14 protein-coding genes are annotated in these 16,592 nt (G+C 71.8%); 8 read left to right on the top strand and 6 right to left on the bottom strand.

Going from position 1 to position 16,592, the window contains the following annotated elements; translation table 11 throughout:
• Positions 1-53 precede the first annotated feature (53 nt).
• The 4 genes from LPC04_RS14630 to LPC04_RS14615 form a co-directional block, all read right to left on the bottom strand.
• A complete protein-coding gene (locus tag LPC04_RS14630; protein WP_275682986.1) occupies positions 54-1,577 on the bottom strand; it encodes an FAD-binding oxidoreductase in 1,524 nt (507 codons plus the stop codon).
• 229 nt (positions 1,578-1,806) lie between these two features.
• Positions 1,807-3,723 carry a serine hydrolase domain-containing protein gene (locus tag LPC04_RS14625; protein WP_275682985.1) on the bottom strand — a complete coding sequence of 639 codons (1,917 nt, stop codon included), beginning with the start codon at positions 3,721-3,723 and terminating at the stop codon, positions 1,807-1,809.
• Positions 3,720-4,490, bottom strand: coding sequence for a hypothetical protein (locus LPC04_RS14620; RefSeq protein ID WP_275682984.1), 771 nt, complete (start codon positions 4,488-4,490; stop codon positions 3,720-3,722). The genes LPC04_RS14625 and LPC04_RS14620 overlap by 4 nt, the downstream gene beginning before the upstream one ends.
• Positions 4,491-4,589: 99 nt before the next feature.
• A complete protein-coding gene (locus LPC04_RS14615) occupies positions 4,590-5,516 on the bottom strand; it encodes a LysR family transcriptional regulator (RefSeq protein ID WP_275682983.1) in 927 nt (308 codons plus the stop codon).
• 108 nt (positions 5,517-5,624) lie between these two features.
• Between LPC04_RS14615 and LPC04_RS14610 the strand changes: the two genes are divergently transcribed.
• The 5 genes from LPC04_RS14610 to LPC04_RS14590 all read left to right on the top strand — a co-directional run bounded on the left by LPC04_RS14610 (position 5,625) and on the right by LPC04_RS14590 (position 11,619).
• Positions 5,625-6,548, top strand: a complete 924-nt coding sequence (locus tag LPC04_RS14610; RefSeq protein WP_275682982.1) for an alpha/beta fold hydrolase — start codon at positions 5,625-5,627, stop codon at positions 6,546-6,548.
• A gap of 136 nt (positions 6,549-6,684) precedes the next feature.
• A complete protein-coding gene (locus LPC04_RS14605; protein WP_275682981.1) occupies positions 6,685-8,745 on the top strand; it encodes a bifunctional 2',3'-cyclic-nucleotide 2'-phosphodiesterase/3'-nucleotidase in 2,061 nt (686 codons plus the stop codon).
• On the top strand, positions 8,742-9,455 hold the full coding sequence (locus LPC04_RS14600; RefSeq protein WP_275682980.1) for an SEL1-like repeat protein: 714 nt from the start codon (positions 8,742-8,744) through the stop codon (positions 9,453-9,455). Before LPC04_RS14605 ends, LPC04_RS14600 begins: the two co-directional genes overlap by 4 nt.
• Positions 9,456-9,866: 411 nt before the next feature.
• Positions 9,867-10,700 (top strand): oxygen-dependent tRNA uridine(34) hydroxylase TrhO, encoded by an 834-nt coding sequence (trhO, locus tag LPC04_RS14595; protein ID WP_275682979.1) that lies wholly within the window; start codon positions 9,867-9,869, stop codon positions 10,698-10,700.
• Positions 10,684-11,619, top strand: a complete 936-nt coding sequence (locus LPC04_RS14590) for a pseudouridine synthase (protein WP_420854725.1) — start codon at positions 10,684-10,686, stop codon at positions 11,617-11,619. Before trhO ends, LPC04_RS14590 begins: the two co-directional genes overlap by 17 nt.
• On the opposite strand, the gene LPC04_RS14585 is transcribed toward LPC04_RS14590, so the two are convergent.
• A complete protein-coding gene (locus LPC04_RS14585; protein WP_275682977.1) occupies positions 11,597-13,210 on the bottom strand; it encodes a phospholipase D family protein in 1,614 nt (537 codons plus the stop codon). The two genes, LPC04_RS14590 and LPC04_RS14585, sit on opposite strands and share 23 nt — an antisense overlap.
• Before the next feature lie 139 nt (positions 13,211-13,349).
• Here LPC04_RS14585 and LPC04_RS14580 point away from each other — a divergent pair, with 139 nt between their 5' ends.
• Positions 13,350-14,153 carry an SDR family NAD(P)-dependent oxidoreductase gene (locus LPC04_RS14580; RefSeq protein WP_275682976.1) on the top strand — a complete coding sequence of 268 codons (804 nt, stop codon included), beginning with the start codon at positions 13,350-13,352 and terminating at the stop codon, positions 14,151-14,153.
• 14 nt (positions 14,154-14,167) lie between these two features.
• Positions 14,168-15,310, top strand: a complete 1,143-nt coding sequence (locus LPC04_RS14575) for a sensor histidine kinase (protein WP_275682975.1) — start codon at positions 14,168-14,170, stop codon at positions 15,308-15,310.
• A 3-nt stretch (positions 15,311-15,313) separates the two neighbouring features.
• On the opposite strand, the gene LPC04_RS14570 is transcribed toward LPC04_RS14575, so the two are convergent.
• Complete coding sequence (locus LPC04_RS14570; protein ID WP_275682974.1) at positions 15,314-15,574, bottom strand: hypothetical protein; 261 nt, start codon at positions 15,572-15,574, stop codon at positions 15,314-15,316.
• A 237-nt stretch (positions 15,575-15,811) separates the two neighbouring features.
• On the opposite strand from LPC04_RS14570, the gene LPC04_RS14565 reads away from it, so the two are divergent.
• Positions 15,812-16,003 (top strand): hypothetical protein, encoded by a 192-nt coding sequence (locus LPC04_RS14565; RefSeq protein ID WP_275682973.1) that lies wholly within the window; start codon positions 15,812-15,814, stop codon positions 16,001-16,003.
• Positions 16,004-16,592: the final 589 nt, after the last annotated feature.

Raw genomic sequence — 16,592 nt, 5'->3', positions numbered from 1 at the left:
GCGCCATCCTCCCCGCCACCCACGCGCGGCGACAGGGCGAAAACCCGCAAGGCCTACTGCGGCGGAATGCCCTGCGCCGGCCTGAACACCTGTGTCGGGTCGTAGGCCGCCTTCACCTGCACCAGGCGCGCGTAGTTGGCGCCGTAGTAGGCCGCCGGCCAGTTCGCGAGCTGCGGGTCGAGGTAGTTCTGGTAGCACTCGCCGCTGCTCCAGGCGGCCATCGCCGTGCGCATGCCGGTCACGATGCCGCGCGCTGCCTGTATCTGCGCATCCGGCGTGCCGACCGGGCCGTCCATGTAGTACTGCGCGCTGAACACGGCGCTGCGATGCACGAAGGCCGTCGCGTCGGGCGCGACGCGGGCGATCGCGCCGCCCATCAGGTCCATGATGACGATCAGCGGCGCGATCGCCTGCTGTGCCTGCACCGCCGCGAGAAGCGCCTGGATGCCCGCGGTCGGCAACGCCGCGTCGAAGAAGTCCGACGTCGCGACGAAGGCCCCGCGCGGCACGTTTCCGTCGCTGGTCTCGCTGGCAAGATGGCATTGCGACACCGTCCGGCCGCCGCAGCTGGCCAGCATCGTGTCGCGGAAGGGCTGCGTCTGCACGCTCTGCGACGTGGGCGTCGCGCCGCTGGCGGCGAGGAATGAGGCCCAGATCGGCGCGAAGTCGGCCGAGCTGCCGATGAAGGTGCCCGAGACCTCGATGGCCGGCGAGCCCGCCTGCGTCGTCTGCAGCACCATGCCCGACCACACCGTGTCGGGCAGCGTCAGCGGCCAGGCCTGCCACGCGGCGATCACCGCGGCGGCGTCGGTCCACGCGAAGCTCGCCGACAAGCTCGTGAGGTCGCTGGTGGCGAAGGTGTCGAACGTCAGCGACGTGACGATGCCGAAGTTGCCGCCGCCGCCGCCGCGCAGCGCCCAGAACAGGTCGGCGTGCGTGCCGGCGTCGCAGGTGACGACGGAGCCGTCGGCCAGCACGACCTGGGCCGAGACGAGGTGGTCGCAGGTCAGTCCGTACGCGCGATCCAGCACGCCGATGCCGCCTCCCTGCGTGATGCCGGCGATGCCGATGGTCGGGCACGAGCCGGACGGGATGCACACGCCCTGCGCGGACAACTGGTCGTAGACGTCGACCAGCTTGGCGCCGGCGCCGATGGTGGCCGTGCCGTTGCCCACGGCGATGGCGTTCATCGCGCCGACGTCGATCACCATGCCGGTGGTCGTGGCGTTGCCGGTGTAGCCATGGCCGCCCGATCGCGCGGTCACCGAGAGCTTGTTCGCGCGGGCGAAGGCCAGCGCCGCCGCGACGTCGCCCGCGCCGGCGCAGCGCACGACCGCCTGCGGCTGCGTCGCGTCGTAGACCGCGTTGAAGACGGGCGCCGCCAGCGCGTACGCGGCCGCGCCCGGCAGCACCACGCTGCCCTGGATGCCGGCCTGCAGCGAGGCCCAGTCCGGCCCGGCAGGCGGTGGCGGTGGCGGCGGCGGTGGCGGCGGGGCCGCGTCGCTGCTGCCGCCACAGGCGCCCAGTCCGAGCATGCTGGCCGAGCTGGCCGCGGCGAGGAAGTGCCTACGATCCATCGCGGCCTCCCGCGGGACGCGCGAAGCGGACGGCGAGGCCGGCGTTCAGGCCGGCGGCGACTGGCGGAGACGAGGTCGGATGGCGCATGGCCCGACGTTAGCCCAGACCGGCACGGCGAGTGTCACCAAACGCGCGGCCCCGCCGCCCGGGCTCGGAATGAACGACGCCCGACCCGGCCTGGCGGCGCGCCTGCCGAAGAGTTGCCGCCGGGACGGGGCGACGGGCGGCTCAGAGATTCGTCGCGCCGGTCAGCAGATGCCCCAGCGCGGCCAGCGTGGCGAGCCCGAGGCCCGCCAGCACGACCAGCACCGCGTGCACCCGGCCCCACCACCAGCTGCCGCGCGCGGCCCAGCGCGCGCGCACGACCCACGCCGCGAGCAGCACGCCCGCGAGCGCGATCCACGACTCGACCTGCACCACGCGCAGCCACGCCAGTGCCTGCGGCCCGGCCAGCCAGGCGAACGATCCGCTGGCGAAGGTGACGACGGCGCCGAACGTCAGCCACGGCAGCACGAGCAGCAGCGCAGCCCAGCGCAGCGCGACGCGCGCGCGGCGCTCGCGCGGCGCGGGCGGCGCCGGCGCGAGGTGCCAGCGCACCGCCGCCGCGACGGGCCACGCCAGCAGCGTCCCCGCCAGCACCAGCAGCGACAGCCCCAGCAGCGGGGCCATCAGCGCGGCGCTGCGCGTCCACGGCACCTGCTGCTCGACGAACACGGGCACGCGCCCGCTCAGCTGCCACAGGCCGTCGGAACCGCGCCTGAACCAGAGCCGGCGCGTGCTGTCCTCGGGGCTCTGCCAGACGCCGTCGCCCAGCCAGCGGAACTTCACCGGGCGCTCGTCGGCGCCGATGTTGCCGCTTTCCGTGAGCATGCCGTCGGCGCTCACCTCGACCTTGCTCTGCGACAGCAAGGCCAGCAGTGCCAGCGGCCCGCTCTCGCCGCGGCGCGTGCCCGCGTAATGGCCGGCGATGCCCGCCACCTCGGACGCCGCCGGCGGCTTCGCCGGGAATACGGGGGGCGGTGTCGGGAAATAGCGCTCCATGAAGCGGCGGAACAGCGCGTCGCGCAGCGTGCGCCTGCCCTGGCTGTTCTGGGCGACGAACACGCCCACGTGCTGGGCCGGCAGCAGGTAGAGCCCGCTGTGGAACCATTCGGAGTCGCCGCCATGGCCGATCACGCGCACGCCGTAGCCGCCGTCCTCCCAGAAGCCCAGCGCCATCGCCGGGCCATGCGGCTGCGGCCGCCACTGCGCCGCCTGCATGCCCGCCAGGGTATCGGCCTGCAGGATGCGGCCGCCGTCGAGGCTGCCGCCGGCCAGTTCGGCGAGCATGAAGCGCGCCATGTCGTTGGCGCTGGCCGAGGCGCTGCCGGCCGGCGCGACGCGGATCAGTTCGAACGCCTTGGCCGGCTCGGCGCCCTCGCCGTAGCCGCGCGACATCGCCGGCGCGAGGTCGGCCGGCAGCGGCTGCGCGAAGCTCGTGTGCGCCATGCCCAGCGGCTGCAGGATGTGCTCGCGGACGTAGTCGTCGAACGGCTCGCCCGACCGGCGCTGCACGATGTAGCCGGCCAGCGTCGCGCCGTAGTTGGAATAGGCCGCGACGCTGCCGGGCGCGTAGATGCGCGCCGGCACGCGGGCGACGAGGTAGCTGCGCAGGTCCAGCGATTCGCCCTCGCCGGCCCACATGCCGTGGAAGCTCTCTTCGAAGCCGGCCGTGTGCGTCATCAACTGGCGCAACGTGATGGGCTGCGCCCAGGTCTTCGGCAGCTCGAAGTCGAGGTACTGCTGGACGTCGGCGTCGAGGTCGAGCCGGTGCTGCTCGACGAGCTGCATCACGGCCGTCCAGGTGAACAGCTTCGAGATCGAGCCGATACGGAACAGGGTATCCGGCGTCACAGCCGCGTGGCGCTCGCGGTCGGCGTTGCCGTAGCCGCGCGCGAGCAGCACCTGGCCGTCCTTGACCACCGTCACCGTGACGCCGTTGATGCCGGCGCGCTCCATCTCGATGGGCATGTAGCCGTCGACGAAGGCGGCGAGGTCGGGCGCCGTCAGGTCGTGCGAGCCTGGCGCCTGCGCGTGAGCCGCACCCGCCGTGGCGAGCGCCAGTGCGACGCCGGCGCGCCGCCAGCATGCGATGGCCGCGCTCACGGCAGGACCTGCAGGCTGCGCTCCGTGTGGTATTCCTGGGCCTCGCCGGCGCCCTTGGCGTTGCCCTTCTCGTCGTCGCTCGTCGCCACCAGGCGGTCGCCGACCACGGCGTAGCCGCGCTGTTCGTCGGAGTGCTGCTCGAAGCTGACGACGACGAATGCGCGGCCCGACAGGTCGAAGTGGCGCTGGCTCGCCAGCGGCGTGCCGTCCGCGGCGATCCAAAGCGTGAGCTGCAGCTTCATGTCGCGCACGTACTTGCGGTCGCTCTCGGACAGGCTGTCGACGCTGCCCTCGAACACGAGCCTGCGCGCGGGCTTGCCGGCCAGCGTGTCGGCCGACTCCGACTTGAACTGCGCGTCGTCGATCGCGCGCTGCAGGGCCGGCGCCGCCGAAGCCATCGCGCGCAGCTCGTCGAGCTCCAGCTGCGACATCACCACCGACAGCGGCTTCTTCGCGGACTTGTCCTTGACCGCGGCGCGCGACTCGGCGTCCAGGCGCGCCAGCAACTCGTGGCCGTAGAGCGGCTGCAGGCCGCGGGGGCCGTCCTCCAGGCCGATCGTGGCCTGGCCCTGCGTCTCCTTGGCGTCCTTGCCGTCGCCGGTGCGGCGCCAGTCCCTGACCTGGACGCTCGCCTTCAGCGGCGCCTGCCCCTGCAGGCGCGCGAGCGCGCCGCGCAGGTCGGCGAGGCCATCGGCATGCGCGACGCCGGCGGCGCCGCAAAGCAACAGGGCAAGCACGAGGCGCGACGAGGGATTCTTCATGGTCATGGGTGATCTTGGAGTTGTGCGAGGCGCCGCAGTGTAGGCAAGCCGCCGGATCGGCACCGAGGAGTTTGCGACGAAGTGCGGCGCCGACGGGATCGGCCGTCAGCGCCCGTCGACCAGCTTCGCGAACCCGCCGGTGCGGAAGCGCTCGACGACGAAGTCGACGAAGGCGCTGGTCTTGGCCGGCAGCAGGCGGCGCGACGGGTAGTAGAGCGACAGCGGGCCGGCGTCGCTGTACCAGCCCGGCAGCAGCCGCACCAGCGCGCCGGAGGCGATATGGGCGAAGGCGAAGGGCATCGGCACCAGCGCGACGCCCAGGCCCTGGCGCGCCGCCAGCGAGATCGCCTCGGGGTCGCTGAGGATCAGCCGCGGGCGGCACGGCACCGGTTGATCGACGCCGCCGCGGCGCGGCCGCAGCGTCCAGGGCCGCACGCGTCCGCTGGGCGTCGAGCGGCGCATGATGCCGGCCAGCTCGGCGAAGTCGCCGGGCTGCTGCGGCAGCGGGCGGCCGTCCAGGTAGGCCGGCGAGGCCACGGCGACGATGTGCACCGGCGCCAGCTCGCGCGCCACCAGGCCCTGCGCCAGCTCGAAGCCGCCGCCGATGGCGGCGTCGAAGCCCTCGCCGACGAGGTCGATGCGGCGGTTGTCGAAATGCCAGTCGGGCACGACGGCCGGACAACGCTCGAGGAACTCGTTGAGCAGCGGCACGAGGAAGTTGCGCCCGAGTGCCTGGCCCATGCTGACCTTGAGCGTGCCGGACGGCTCGTCCGGGTCGTCGCGGATGCCGGCGATGGCGGCGTCCAGCGAGGCCAGCGGTTCGTGCACCTGCGCGAGGAAGCGCTCGCCGCTGCCCGTCAGCGCCAGCCGCCGCGTGCTGCGGTGGAACAGCCGCACGCCGACGTGGGCCTCGAGATGCGCCACGTTCTTGCTGACGGCCGCGGCCGACACGCCCAGGCTGCGCGCCGCGGCCGAGAAGCTGCCGTGCTCGGCGGCGCGCACGAAGGACGTCAGCAGGGACAGGTCGGCCATGGCCCCATCTTAAACCGTTGGTTGAAGCTGATTGCCCGCCATCCGGACTAGTCGGGACGCCGGCGCGTCCCCACAATCCCGAGCAACGTCTGCTTCCAAGGGAAAATCATGCGTCTGCCCCTCCTCGCCCTCGTGGCCAGCGCCTTCATCGGCGCGACCTCCGGCGCCGCCCGCGCCGAGAGCTTCGACTTCCCCGCCGCCTTCAGCGCGCGCGACATCGCCGTCAACGGCACGACCATCCACGTGCGCTCCGGCGGCCACGGCCCGGCCGTCGTGCTGCTGCACGGCTACGGTGAGTCGGGCGACATGTGGGTCCCGCTCGCCAGCGAACTCGTGAAGGACCATCAGGTCATCGTGCCCGACCTGCGCGGCCTGGGCCTGTCGGCCAAGCCGGCCGGCGGCTTCGACAAGAAGACGCAGGCCGCCGACGTCGCCGGCGTGATGGACGCCCTCGGCGCGGCCAAGGCCGACGTCGTCGCCCACGACATCGGCAACATGGTGGCCTTCCAGGTCGCCGCGCGCTATCCGCAGCGCGTGCGCAAGCTGGTGGTGATCGACGCGCCGATCCCGGGCGTCGGCCCGTGGGACGAGATCCTCAAGAGCCCGCTGCTGTGGCACTTCCGCTTCGGCGGCCCCGACATGGAGCGCCTGGTGGCCGGCCGCGAGCGCATCTACCTCGACCGTTTCTGGAACGAGTTCTCCGCCAAGCCGTCCAACTTCACCGAGGCCGCGCGCGAGCACTACGCCATGCTGTACGCGATGCCGGGCGCGATGCACTCGGGCTTCTCGCAGTTCGCGGCGTTCGACCAGGACGTGATCGACAACCGCGCCTTCCTCGCGCAGGGCGGGCGCCTGAAGATGCCGGTGCTCGCGGTCGGCGGCGCGAAGTCCTTCGGCCCGATGATGGCCACCGTGATGCGCGCCGCCGCGGACGACGTGACGGAAGCGCAGGTGCCCGACTCGGGCCACTGGATCATGGAGGAGAACCCGGCGGCGACGACGCGGCTGGTGGCGGACTTCCTCGCGCGCTGAGCGTCCGGGCCTGTTGCGCAACAACACCCGGGTCTCCACCGCCCACATATACGGTACGGGGTTCACGCCGGAAGTCACGACTTCGTCATGCGCGGCACATAACGTCCGCGACTTTGTCGAATCAACGAGACTCCCGATGCAATTCTTCACCGAAGCGACGGCGCCGCGCCGGCGCGCGCTCGTCGCCACCCTCGCCGCCGCAGCCGCGCTGGCCGCCTGCAGCAGCTCCAAGGACAGCGGCGGCAACGGTCCCGCCGTCGGCACCAGCGTCTCGCTGACGCTGATGGAGACGACCGACCTGCACCAGAACATCCTCAGCTACGACTACTACAAGCTCGCGACCGACCAGTCGGTCGGCTTCGAGCGCACGTCGACGCTCATCAAGCAGGTGCGCGCCGCCAACGCCAACACGATGCTGTTCGACGCCGGCGACATCATCCAGGGCACCGTCCTGGGCGACTACCAGGCGCTCGTGAGCAAGGTGGCCTGCACCGACAAGCTGGCGATCTTCAAGGCGATGGACTCGGTCGGCTACGACGCCGGCACCATCGGCAACCACGAGTTCAACTACGGCCTGGGGTATCTGGGCCAGGTGACCGGCCGCCAGTTCAACGTCAGGAACCTGCCGGCCGTGTCGGCGCAGGCCAAGTGCCAGGGGCCGGCCTATCCGCAGGTGCTGGCCAACGTCGTGAGCACGACGGACGCCAAGCCGATCTTCGATCCGTACACCATCGTCACGAAGATGTTCAGCGCCACCACGCCCGACGGCAAGACCGTGCAGGTGCCGGTCAAGGTCGGCGTCATCGGCTTCACGCCGCCGCTGATCATGGCCTGGGACAAGGGCAACCTCGACGGCAACGTCACGACGACAGGCCTGCAGGAGACCGCGCAGAGGTACATCCCCGAGATGAAGGCCAAGGGCGCCGACATCATCGTCGCGATCTCGCACGGCGGCCCCGACAGCGCGGCCTACTCCGCCACGATGGAGAACGGCAACCTCTACCTCGCGCAGGTGCCGGGCATCGACGTGCTGCTGATGGGCCACATGCACCAGGTGTTCCCGAACGCCGCGAGCACCGTGGCCGCGTTCAACATCGCCGGCGTCGACAAGACCAGGGGCACCGTCTCGGGCGTGCCGGCCGTGATGGCCAACTTCTGGGGCAAGAACCTCGGTGTGGTCAACCTCAAGCTGGCTTACACCACGAGCGGCTGGAGCGTCGACAAGACCGCGACGGCCACGTCGACGGTCTCGACGCAGAACGCCGACAAGTCCTACGTCGCCGCCGATCCGGCGATCGCGCCGCTGGTGCAGACCGAGCACACCGGCACCATCGCCTACGTGAAGACGCCGATCGGCACGACCGACTACCGCATGACGACGTACTTCGCCGACGTCGGCGAGACGACCGCGATCCAGATCGTCAACCAGGCCCAGGCGGCGTACGTGAAGAACTACGTGCAGGGCAACCTGCCGCAGTACAAGAACCTGCCGGTGCTGTCCGTCAGCGCGCCGTTCAAGGGCGGCTTCGGCGGCGCGACCGACTACACCGACGTGGCCAGCGGCAACCTCGCGATCTTCAACGCGGCCGATCTCTATCTGTACGCGAACACGATCCAGGCCGTGCTCGTGACCGGCGCCGACCTGAAGGCCTGGCTGGAGTTCGCGGCCGGACGCTTCAACCAGATCGATCCGGCCAAGGCGGCCGCGCAGGCGCTGATCAACCCGAGCTTCCCGGTGTACAACTTCGACGTCCTCGACGGCGACGGATCGATGAAGTACGAGATCGACGTGACCCAGCCGCTGGGCAGCCGCATCAGGACCTTCACGTACAACGGCACGCTCGTCGACCCGGCGGCCCAGTTCGTCGTCGCGACGAACAACTACCGCGCCAGCGGCGGCGGCGGCTTCCCGGGCCTGAACGGCAGCAAGACGATCTACCAGAGCCCGGACGCCAACCGCGACGTGCTGATCCGCTACATCAAGGCCGCGGCGACGCTGGCCAAGGCGGTCAACGGCAACGATCGCAGCTGGCACTTCACGCGCGTGACGACAGCCGGCCCGGTGCAGTTCAGCTCGGCCCCCGGCCTGGCGACGCTGGCCGCGAGCGACGGCGTCGCCGGCGTGACGCAGGTGGCGCCCGACGACGGCACCAACCTCGGGCTGGCGCGCTACCAGATCGACCTGGGCGTCCAGTGAAGCGCCTGGTCGCCGGCACGGCCCTGGCGGCCACGCTCGTGGTCGCCGCGGCGGCGACGCGTCCCTTCTGGGTCGCGCCCGACGCCGCGCAGGCGCAGGCCTGGCTGCACGCCGCGGCGGACGGCCGCGACGCGCAGGCCGAGGCCTCGCTCGCGCGCTGGTCGGATCGCGGCAGCGTCGACGCACGGCATGCGTACGCGGCCTTGCTGGCACATCGCGGCGACGCGGCGTCGCGCCGGCGTCTCGAGATGGTGTTGAGCGACGGCGCGGATGCGGGCGATGCGCTCGCAGCGACGCAGCTCGCCGAGCTGCTCGCGCGCGCGGACGCGTCACGCGCGGACGACGCGCGCGTCGCGCGCCTGCTCGCGCAAGGCGCCGCCGGCCACGTGCCGGCCGCCTCGCGCCTGCAGGCGCTGCGCGTGCCCGACCCCGTTCGCGCGGCCACGTTGATGGCCGAGGCGGCCAATGGCGGCGACGCGCCGGCGATGTTCCTCTACGCCAACATGCTGCGCGCCGGGCAGGGCGTCCCGCGCGACGACGCCCGTGCGCTGGCGCTGTACCAGGCCGCGGCCGATGCCGACTACGCGCCGGCCATCCAGGCCCTGACGATCGCGTACCGCTACGGCGAGCTGGGCCTGCAGGCGGACGCGTCGCAGTCGCGCCTGATGGATCACGAGGCCGCGGAAGCTTTGGCGCACGCCACGCATTAGGGCGCTCGGCAGGCGGAGGGGGCTGGCATCTCCTTCGTCCGCGCGATCTTGCCGACCGCAGCGAGGATCCACGTTGGGGTCACACGTTGGGGTCCACACGTTGGGGTCAGGTCTTGCCTTTTGCCTCTTCGCTGGGGTCAGGTCTTGCCTTTTGCCCGCTCCACCTGGGAGACTGACGATTCATTGCCTCCCTGCCCGGAGAGCAGGAATTTGACGCGCGCAGCCGGACATGTGCTTTTGCCTCGACGTCACGAGGCAAAAGGCAAGACCTGACCCCAGTGGAAGGGCAAAAGGCAAGACCTGACCCCGCGTTGGTGACCCCACGTTGCGAGCCCCGTGCTATCGGCCCTCGACGCGACCAGTTTCGGCGGCCCGCCGGGGCACGTGCGGCCCTGAGACAATCGAGGCTCGATGCCCGAGCCCTCGCCTACCGCCCTGCTGCACAGCGCCTTCTACCGTTTCGTGCCGCTGCCCGATCCCGTCGCGGCTGCCGATGCCTTGCGGGCGCTCGCGCACGAACTCACGGGCAGCATCGTCGTCGCGCACGAAGGCGTCAACGGCACGGTGGCGGGCGCGGCGGACGCGGTCGCGGACTTCGAGGCCGCGCTGCAGACGGCGCTCGCCGGCGCGCTGCGCGGCATGGTCTTCAAGCACAGCGCATGCACCACGATGCCGTTCGGCCTTCTGAAAGTCCACGTCAAGCCGGAGATCGTCGCCCTCGGCCTGCCCGGCGAGCTGCCCGCGCCCGACGAAAACGACGCCAGCCATCTCTCGCCCGCGGCCTGGCGCGAGCTGCTCGCGCGCGGCGACGTCGTGGTGCTGGACAACCGCAACCACTTCGAGGTCCGGCTGGGCCGCTTCCGCGGCGCGCTCGATCCGCAGGTGCACAACTTCCGCGACTTCGTCGCCTACGTGCAGTCGCGCGCGGACGCGTGGCGCGCGGCGAAGCGGCCGGTGGCGATGTACTGCACCGGCGGCATCCGCTGCGACAAGACCGCGCCCTGGCTGCGCAGCCTCGGCCTGGATGTCTTCCAGCTGGACGGCGGCATCCTCAACTACTTCCGGCAGCTGCCCGACGCCGCGCGCGACTGGCAGGGCGAGTGCTTCGTGTTCGACAACCGCGTCGCACTCGACACCGGGCTGCGCGAGACGGCGACCACCGCGGAGCAGGTGTTCGACCCGTCGCATCCCGACGAGGCCTGGCGCCTGCAGCGCGCGCGGCGGCTCGATGGTTCGAGTGACTGACGGCTTCGCGCCTCCGCTGCGCGACGGCGTCGCGGCCAGCCGCGTGGGCGTCGCCGACGGCCGCTTCGCGACGCTGCTGGACTTCCTCGCCGCACGCTTCCCCGCCGTCGCCGACTGGCCCGCGCGGCTCGCGCGCGGCGACGTGCTCGATGCCGACGGCCGCGCGCTCGGAGCCGACGCGCCGTGCGCCGCGGGCAGCCTGTTCTGGTACTGGCGCGACCCGCCGCCGGAACCGCGCGTGCCTTTCGACATCGAGCTGCTGCACCAGGACGAGCACCTGGTCGTCGTCGACAAGCCGCACTTCCTGCCGGTGATCCCGGGCGGCCGCCACCTGCGCGAGACCGTGCTGGTGCGGCTGCGCCAACGCCTGGGCATCGCCACGCTCGCGCCGATGCACCGCCTCGACCGCGAGACCGCCGGCGTGCTCGTGTTCACCGTGCGCGCCGACGAGCGTGCCGCGTACCACGCGCTGCTGCGCGAGCGCGACGTGCACAAGGTCTACGAGGCGATCGCGCCGTGGCGCGCCGATCTCGCGCTGCCGCTGCTTGCGCGCCACCGGCTCGAGAAGCCCGAGGGCCGCGGCTTCATGCAGGTGCAGGTCGCCGACGGCGAGCCCAACGCGGAGGCGCTCGTCGAACTCGTCGAACGCTCGGACGCGCTGGCGCTCTATCGACTCACGCCCCGCACCGGCCGCACGCACCAGCTGCGCGTGCAGATGAGCGCGCTGGGCGTGCCCATCGTCGGCGACCGCATCTACCCGACGCTGTGGCCCGAGCCCGCGGCCGATGCATTGCCCGACTGGTCGAATCCGCTGCAGTTGCTTGCTCGCGAGATCGCGTTCACGGATCCGGTCACGGGCGAGGCGCGGCGCTTCACGAGCCGTCGGCGACTGGCGCTCACAACAGGTCTTCCTGGATGAACGGCGAGAACAGCCACACCTCCAGCAGCGTCGCGATGCTGATCTCGGGCTCGGACTCGAAGACCTTCTCGCCGTCCGGCTCGTCGTCGACCCATTGCACGTCGGTGCCCGACGCGCCGCCGAGCCGCATCCGGTAGGTGCCGGCCGAGCGCAGGTCGTCGATCAGCAGCGAGACGTCGGCCGCCAGTTCGCCGGACTCGACGAACAGGCCCAGCTCCGTGTTCTCGCGCGACGAGCGGAAGTCGAGGTTCATCGAGCCGGCGACCGTGGTGTTCAGGTCGATCACCACGATCTTGGCGTGCAGGCGGCCGGTCGAGGTGCCCAGCATCGAGCCGAACGAATCGTCGAAGGTCGTGTCCATGCGCAGGATGCGCGGGCTCACCTCGTACAGGCTCATGCCCGCCTGCAGCATGCGGCGCCGGTAGCGGCCGTAGGCGGCGCTGACGAAGGGCTCGTCGTTGGAGGCCATCGTGTTGGTGACGAGCGTCACCGCCACGCCATGCTGGCGCACCCGCACCAGGCCGTCCAGCGCGGCCTTGCCCGGCACGAAATACGGCGATGCCAGCAACACCTGCTCGTGCGCGTGGTTGATCCGCTCGCTCAGGTGCGAGATCACGGTCGACTTGTCCATGCCGGACGCCGCCGCGCCGCTGACCTTGTCGGGGCTGTCCGCCACCACCTCGATGCGCCCACGCAGCATCTTCAGCGGGGGCCTGGCCATGTCGTGGCTCAGCGGCGAGTAGTTCAGGAAGTCCCGCGCGCCGGCCATGATCGGGCCGAACAGCATCTCGGCCGACGCGGTCGCGCGCTCGAACTCCTCGCGCCGCGCCTCGGCCTTGGGCGCGCCGGGCTCCAGTGCGTCCAGCGTGTAGACGTGGCGGCTGTTCCAGTACTGGTCGAAGCTGGCGGCCAGCTCGGGCACGGCGTCGCCGGCCACGAGCAGGTCGAAGTCGATGAAGTTGCCGCGCGGGCTGCGGAAGAAGTACTCGTCGGCGATGTTGCGGCCGCCCGCGATCGCGAACACGCCGTCCGCGATGAACAGCTTGTTGTGCATGCGGTGGTTCAGGCGCGTCAGATCGAGCAGCGACAGGCTCCAGCGCGTGACGTTGAGCGCGCGCCCGGCCGGGAACGGGTTGAACAGCCGCACCTGCACGTTGGGATAGGCGGCGATGCCCTGCAGCAGGCGGTCGTTGGCCGCGGTGTAGAGATCGTCGACGAGGATGCGCACGCGCACGCCGCGCACGGCCGCGTCGCGCACCGCGCGCAGGAAGGCGCGGCCGGTGAGGTCGTCGGCGAGCAGGTAGTACTGGATGTCGAGGCTGACGCGCGCCTCGCGGATCAGCGTCAGGCGCGCGTCCATCGAGAACGAGCTGAAGGCCAGCGGCCGGAACGCCGAGCCGCTGCCGGGCGCCAGGTCGGGCGGCAGCAGCGCGGCCAGCGGGCTGTCGGCCGCGGCCGGGATCGCGGTGCTGGGCGTCTTCTGCAGGTCGGCGAGCGAGGCGCAGCCCTGCAGCACCAGCGCCAACATCAGCGCGAGGAATGCGCGCAGCCAGGCGCGCGCGGCGAAGGGGGTGTCGAGGCGAGGCGGCATGGGCTCCTGGGACGAGGTCGACAGCAACACGGGGATGACGTTGCCCGACGATGATAGGCGTCCGCTTGTCCCGCCGTGTGACACGCCATCGCCGGCGCGCCAGAATCGGCCACTCCGTTTCGACCACAAAGGCTCCCCGATGGATCTCCAGCTCAAAGGCAAGCGCGCCCTGGTCACCGGCGGCAGCAAGGGCATCGGCAAGGCCGTCGCGCGGGCGTTGCTGCTCGAGGGCGCCGACGTCGCGCTGCTGGCACGCCACGAGCAGACGCTGCTGGACGCCGTCTCCGAGCTCGCGATGCAGACCGGCGGCGACGTCATCGCCGTCGTCGCCGACACGACGGACGACGAGCAGGTGCGCCATGCGGTCGCCACCGCCGCGAAGCAGCTGGGCGGCGCGATCGACATCCTCGTCAACGCCGCCGCCGAGCCGGCCGGCTACGCCGCGCCGCCGAAGCTCGAGGAGATCGCCGGCGAGGCCTTCCACCGCGAGATGGACACCAAGGTGATGGGCTACGTGCGCTGTGCGCGCGAGGTCGTGCCGGGCATGCGCGCGGCCGGCTGGGGCCGCATCGTCAATGTCAGCGGCCTGGCCGCGCGCAGCAGCGGCAGCGCGATCGGCTCGATGCGCAACATCGCGGTGGCGGCGCTCACCAAGAACATGGCCGACGAGCTGGGTCCGGCGGGCATCCAGGTCACCGTCGTCCATCCGGGCCTGACGCGCACCGAGCGCACGGGGCCGCTGATCGCCGAGAAGGCCAGGTCGACGGGCCGAAGCGCGCAGGACGTCGAACGCGAGATGGCCGAGGGCAACAGCATCCGCCACCTGGTCGATGCCGCCGAGGTCGCCGACGTCGTCGCCTTCCTGTGCTCGCCGCGCTCGCGCGCGATCAACGGCGATGCCATCGCCGTGGGCGGCGGCGCGCCGCGCGCCATCCACTACTAGACGCCGGAGCCGCCTTGCGCTTCAAGACCCTCGACACGCTGTTCGTGCGCATCTTCCTGCTGCTGCTCGTGGCGTTCTCGACCAGCTCGTTCCTGGCGTTCGAGGTCTTCCGCGCGACCGCGCCGCCGCCGCCCTGGCGCGATACGCCGCCGATCCGGCAGTCCATCCATCCGCTGCTGTCCAGCACCACCCCCGTCCCGGCGCCGCCGCCCGGCAAGAGCTGGCCGCCGACGCCCGGGCCGCGGCAGCCGCCGTGGATCTCGATCGGCCTGGACGCCGCCATCAAGCTGATCGCCGTCGCCCTCGCAGCATGGCTCGTCGCCCGCGCGTTGACGGCGCCGATGCAGCGGCTCAGCGACGCCGCGCGGCTGCTGGGTCACTCGCTGTCGCCGACGGCCAGCGTCGGGCTGTCGGTCGCGCCGCCCCAGCTCGACGAGAACCGGGGCACGCGCGAGGTGCGCCAGACGGCGCGCGTCTTCAACGACCTGTCGCGCCAGCTCAAGACCGACTTCGACACGCAGCGCCTGATGCTGGCCACGGTGTCGCACGACCTGCGCACGCCGCTGACGCGGCTGCGGATGCGCCTGTCCGAACTGGAGGGGCATCCGGCGGCGCGCTCGGCGATCGACGACGTGCACCAGATGGACGAGCTGATCGAGAGCCTGCTCGCGCTGTTCCGTCCCGCCACGCCCGCGCCGGGCGGCGGCGACCGCCGCGTCGACGCCTTCGCGCTGGTGCAGGCGATCGTCGACGACCTGCCGCCGACGGGGCCCGAGGTCACGCTCAGCGGCAAGTCCGCCTCCACGCCGTGCCAGCCGGCGGCGTTCCGGCGCATGGTCGAGAACCTGATCGAGAACGCGATCCGCCACGGCGGCGAACACGGGGCGGTGGACGTCGAGGTGACCGCCGGGCCGACCCACGTCTGCGTGGCGGTGATGGACCGCGGGCCCGGCCTCAGCACCGAACAGTTGGCCAATGCGGGCACCCCCTTCCTGCGCTGGGCCGGCGCCGAGAGCGACAGCGGCCGCCGCGCCGGGCTGGGCCTGGGGCTCTACATCACGCGCGCGCTCGCCGAACGCGAGGGCGGTCGCCTGGAACTGGCCGCGCGCCCCGGCGGCGGGCTGTGCGCGACCTTGCACCTGCCGCTGTCGAGCTGAGGCTCAGGGCGCGCCGACGAGCCCGTCGATCGCGCCGCCGCCGGTCTTCGACGGATCCTGCGCGGCCTTGGGCTTGCCGACGCCGCTGCCATCGCCCAGCAGGGACTCGTGCCCGGCCGCCTCGCTGGCGGCGCCATCGCCGCCGGCGGACGGATCCAGCTCGACGCTGGACTGCACCTGCTCGGGCTCGGCCCGCTGCGGTTCGCCGAGGCGGCCGCCCGAGTTGAAGTTCGGGATCGAATTGGGGTCTTGCTTGATGTCCATGGGAAACCTCTCGCGCACGGCGCTGCGCGGCGCCAGGGCCGCTCGTGCCCCTGGTCGGGCAACCCGTGTTCCCTCCTGGACCGCGCCTGCGGTCTCGGTCCGTCGCGCCAGATTGCAGTTCGTTCCGATTCCGCCGCCGGTCGTCGCAAGGCAGTTGGCGGCGTGTGCGCGAACTCCGATAGTCCATCCATCGGAACACGAAACGCGATTCCGGACCAACCACCCCAGGAGCCCGCCATGACCAAGACCACCCCCCAGTTCGCCGCCCTCGCCCTGGCTGCCATCATGACCGTCGCCACCGTGGCGGGCATGAACGGCATCGCGACGAAGCAGTACGCGGTGGCGGACACGCTGGCCATGGCTCCCTACGGCCAGACGCACGTCGCGCAGCAGACCGTGACGATCGTCGGGCATCGCGCCACTGCGTAACCCTCCAGCGCGCGGAGAGCGCGCCTCTTTTGCTCCTTCTTCGAAGCCTCGCCGTGTGCGGGGCTTTTTTTTCTCCGATCTGGCTTGTGTCTCGTCGCTGTTGGATGCCTGCGGCGCTGTGGCCAGCCGCTTGGCGCGGCTGGCGTTCCTGGGGGGCGTGTCGCGGGCGGCAGGGCGGGTAGGGGCGGGGCTCGCGGCCACATGCGACGCTGAATCCGCGCCTGGACGGCGGGATTCGGCGGGCGTGCGCCAAAAATTGCCCTTGCAGGACGCCAGGGAAGTTCACCCGGTGCGCGCCACGCAACGCGCACATGCCCGCCACGCCGTGCAACGGGCCGCGCGCCCCGCCCCTGCCCACCCCGCCGCTGCTGCTTTGTTTTTTTGGGAACGATAAGCATGCCTCGGCCCATCGAGGGCCTCGGCAGCCCCGGCGCCACTCGAACGCTGCGGATTCGACGCTCACTTGCCAGCACGCGGCCGCTGCGCGTCCGCGAAGGCAACCACCGCCACGCGCGAAGCGCTGTTCGCGCGCCAAGCTGCACTTCGCAGAGTTCGGCCGGCACGGGGCTGTCGAGCCCGTCGATGGGGC

The sequence above is a fragment of the Scleromatobacter humisilvae genome, from assembly GCF_023231945.1.
Taxonomy (GTDB): domain Bacteria; phylum Pseudomonadota; class Gammaproteobacteria; order Burkholderiales; family Burkholderiaceae_C; genus Scleromatobacter; species Scleromatobacter humisilvae.
This window is presented reverse-complemented; position numbering and strand designations above follow the sequence as displayed.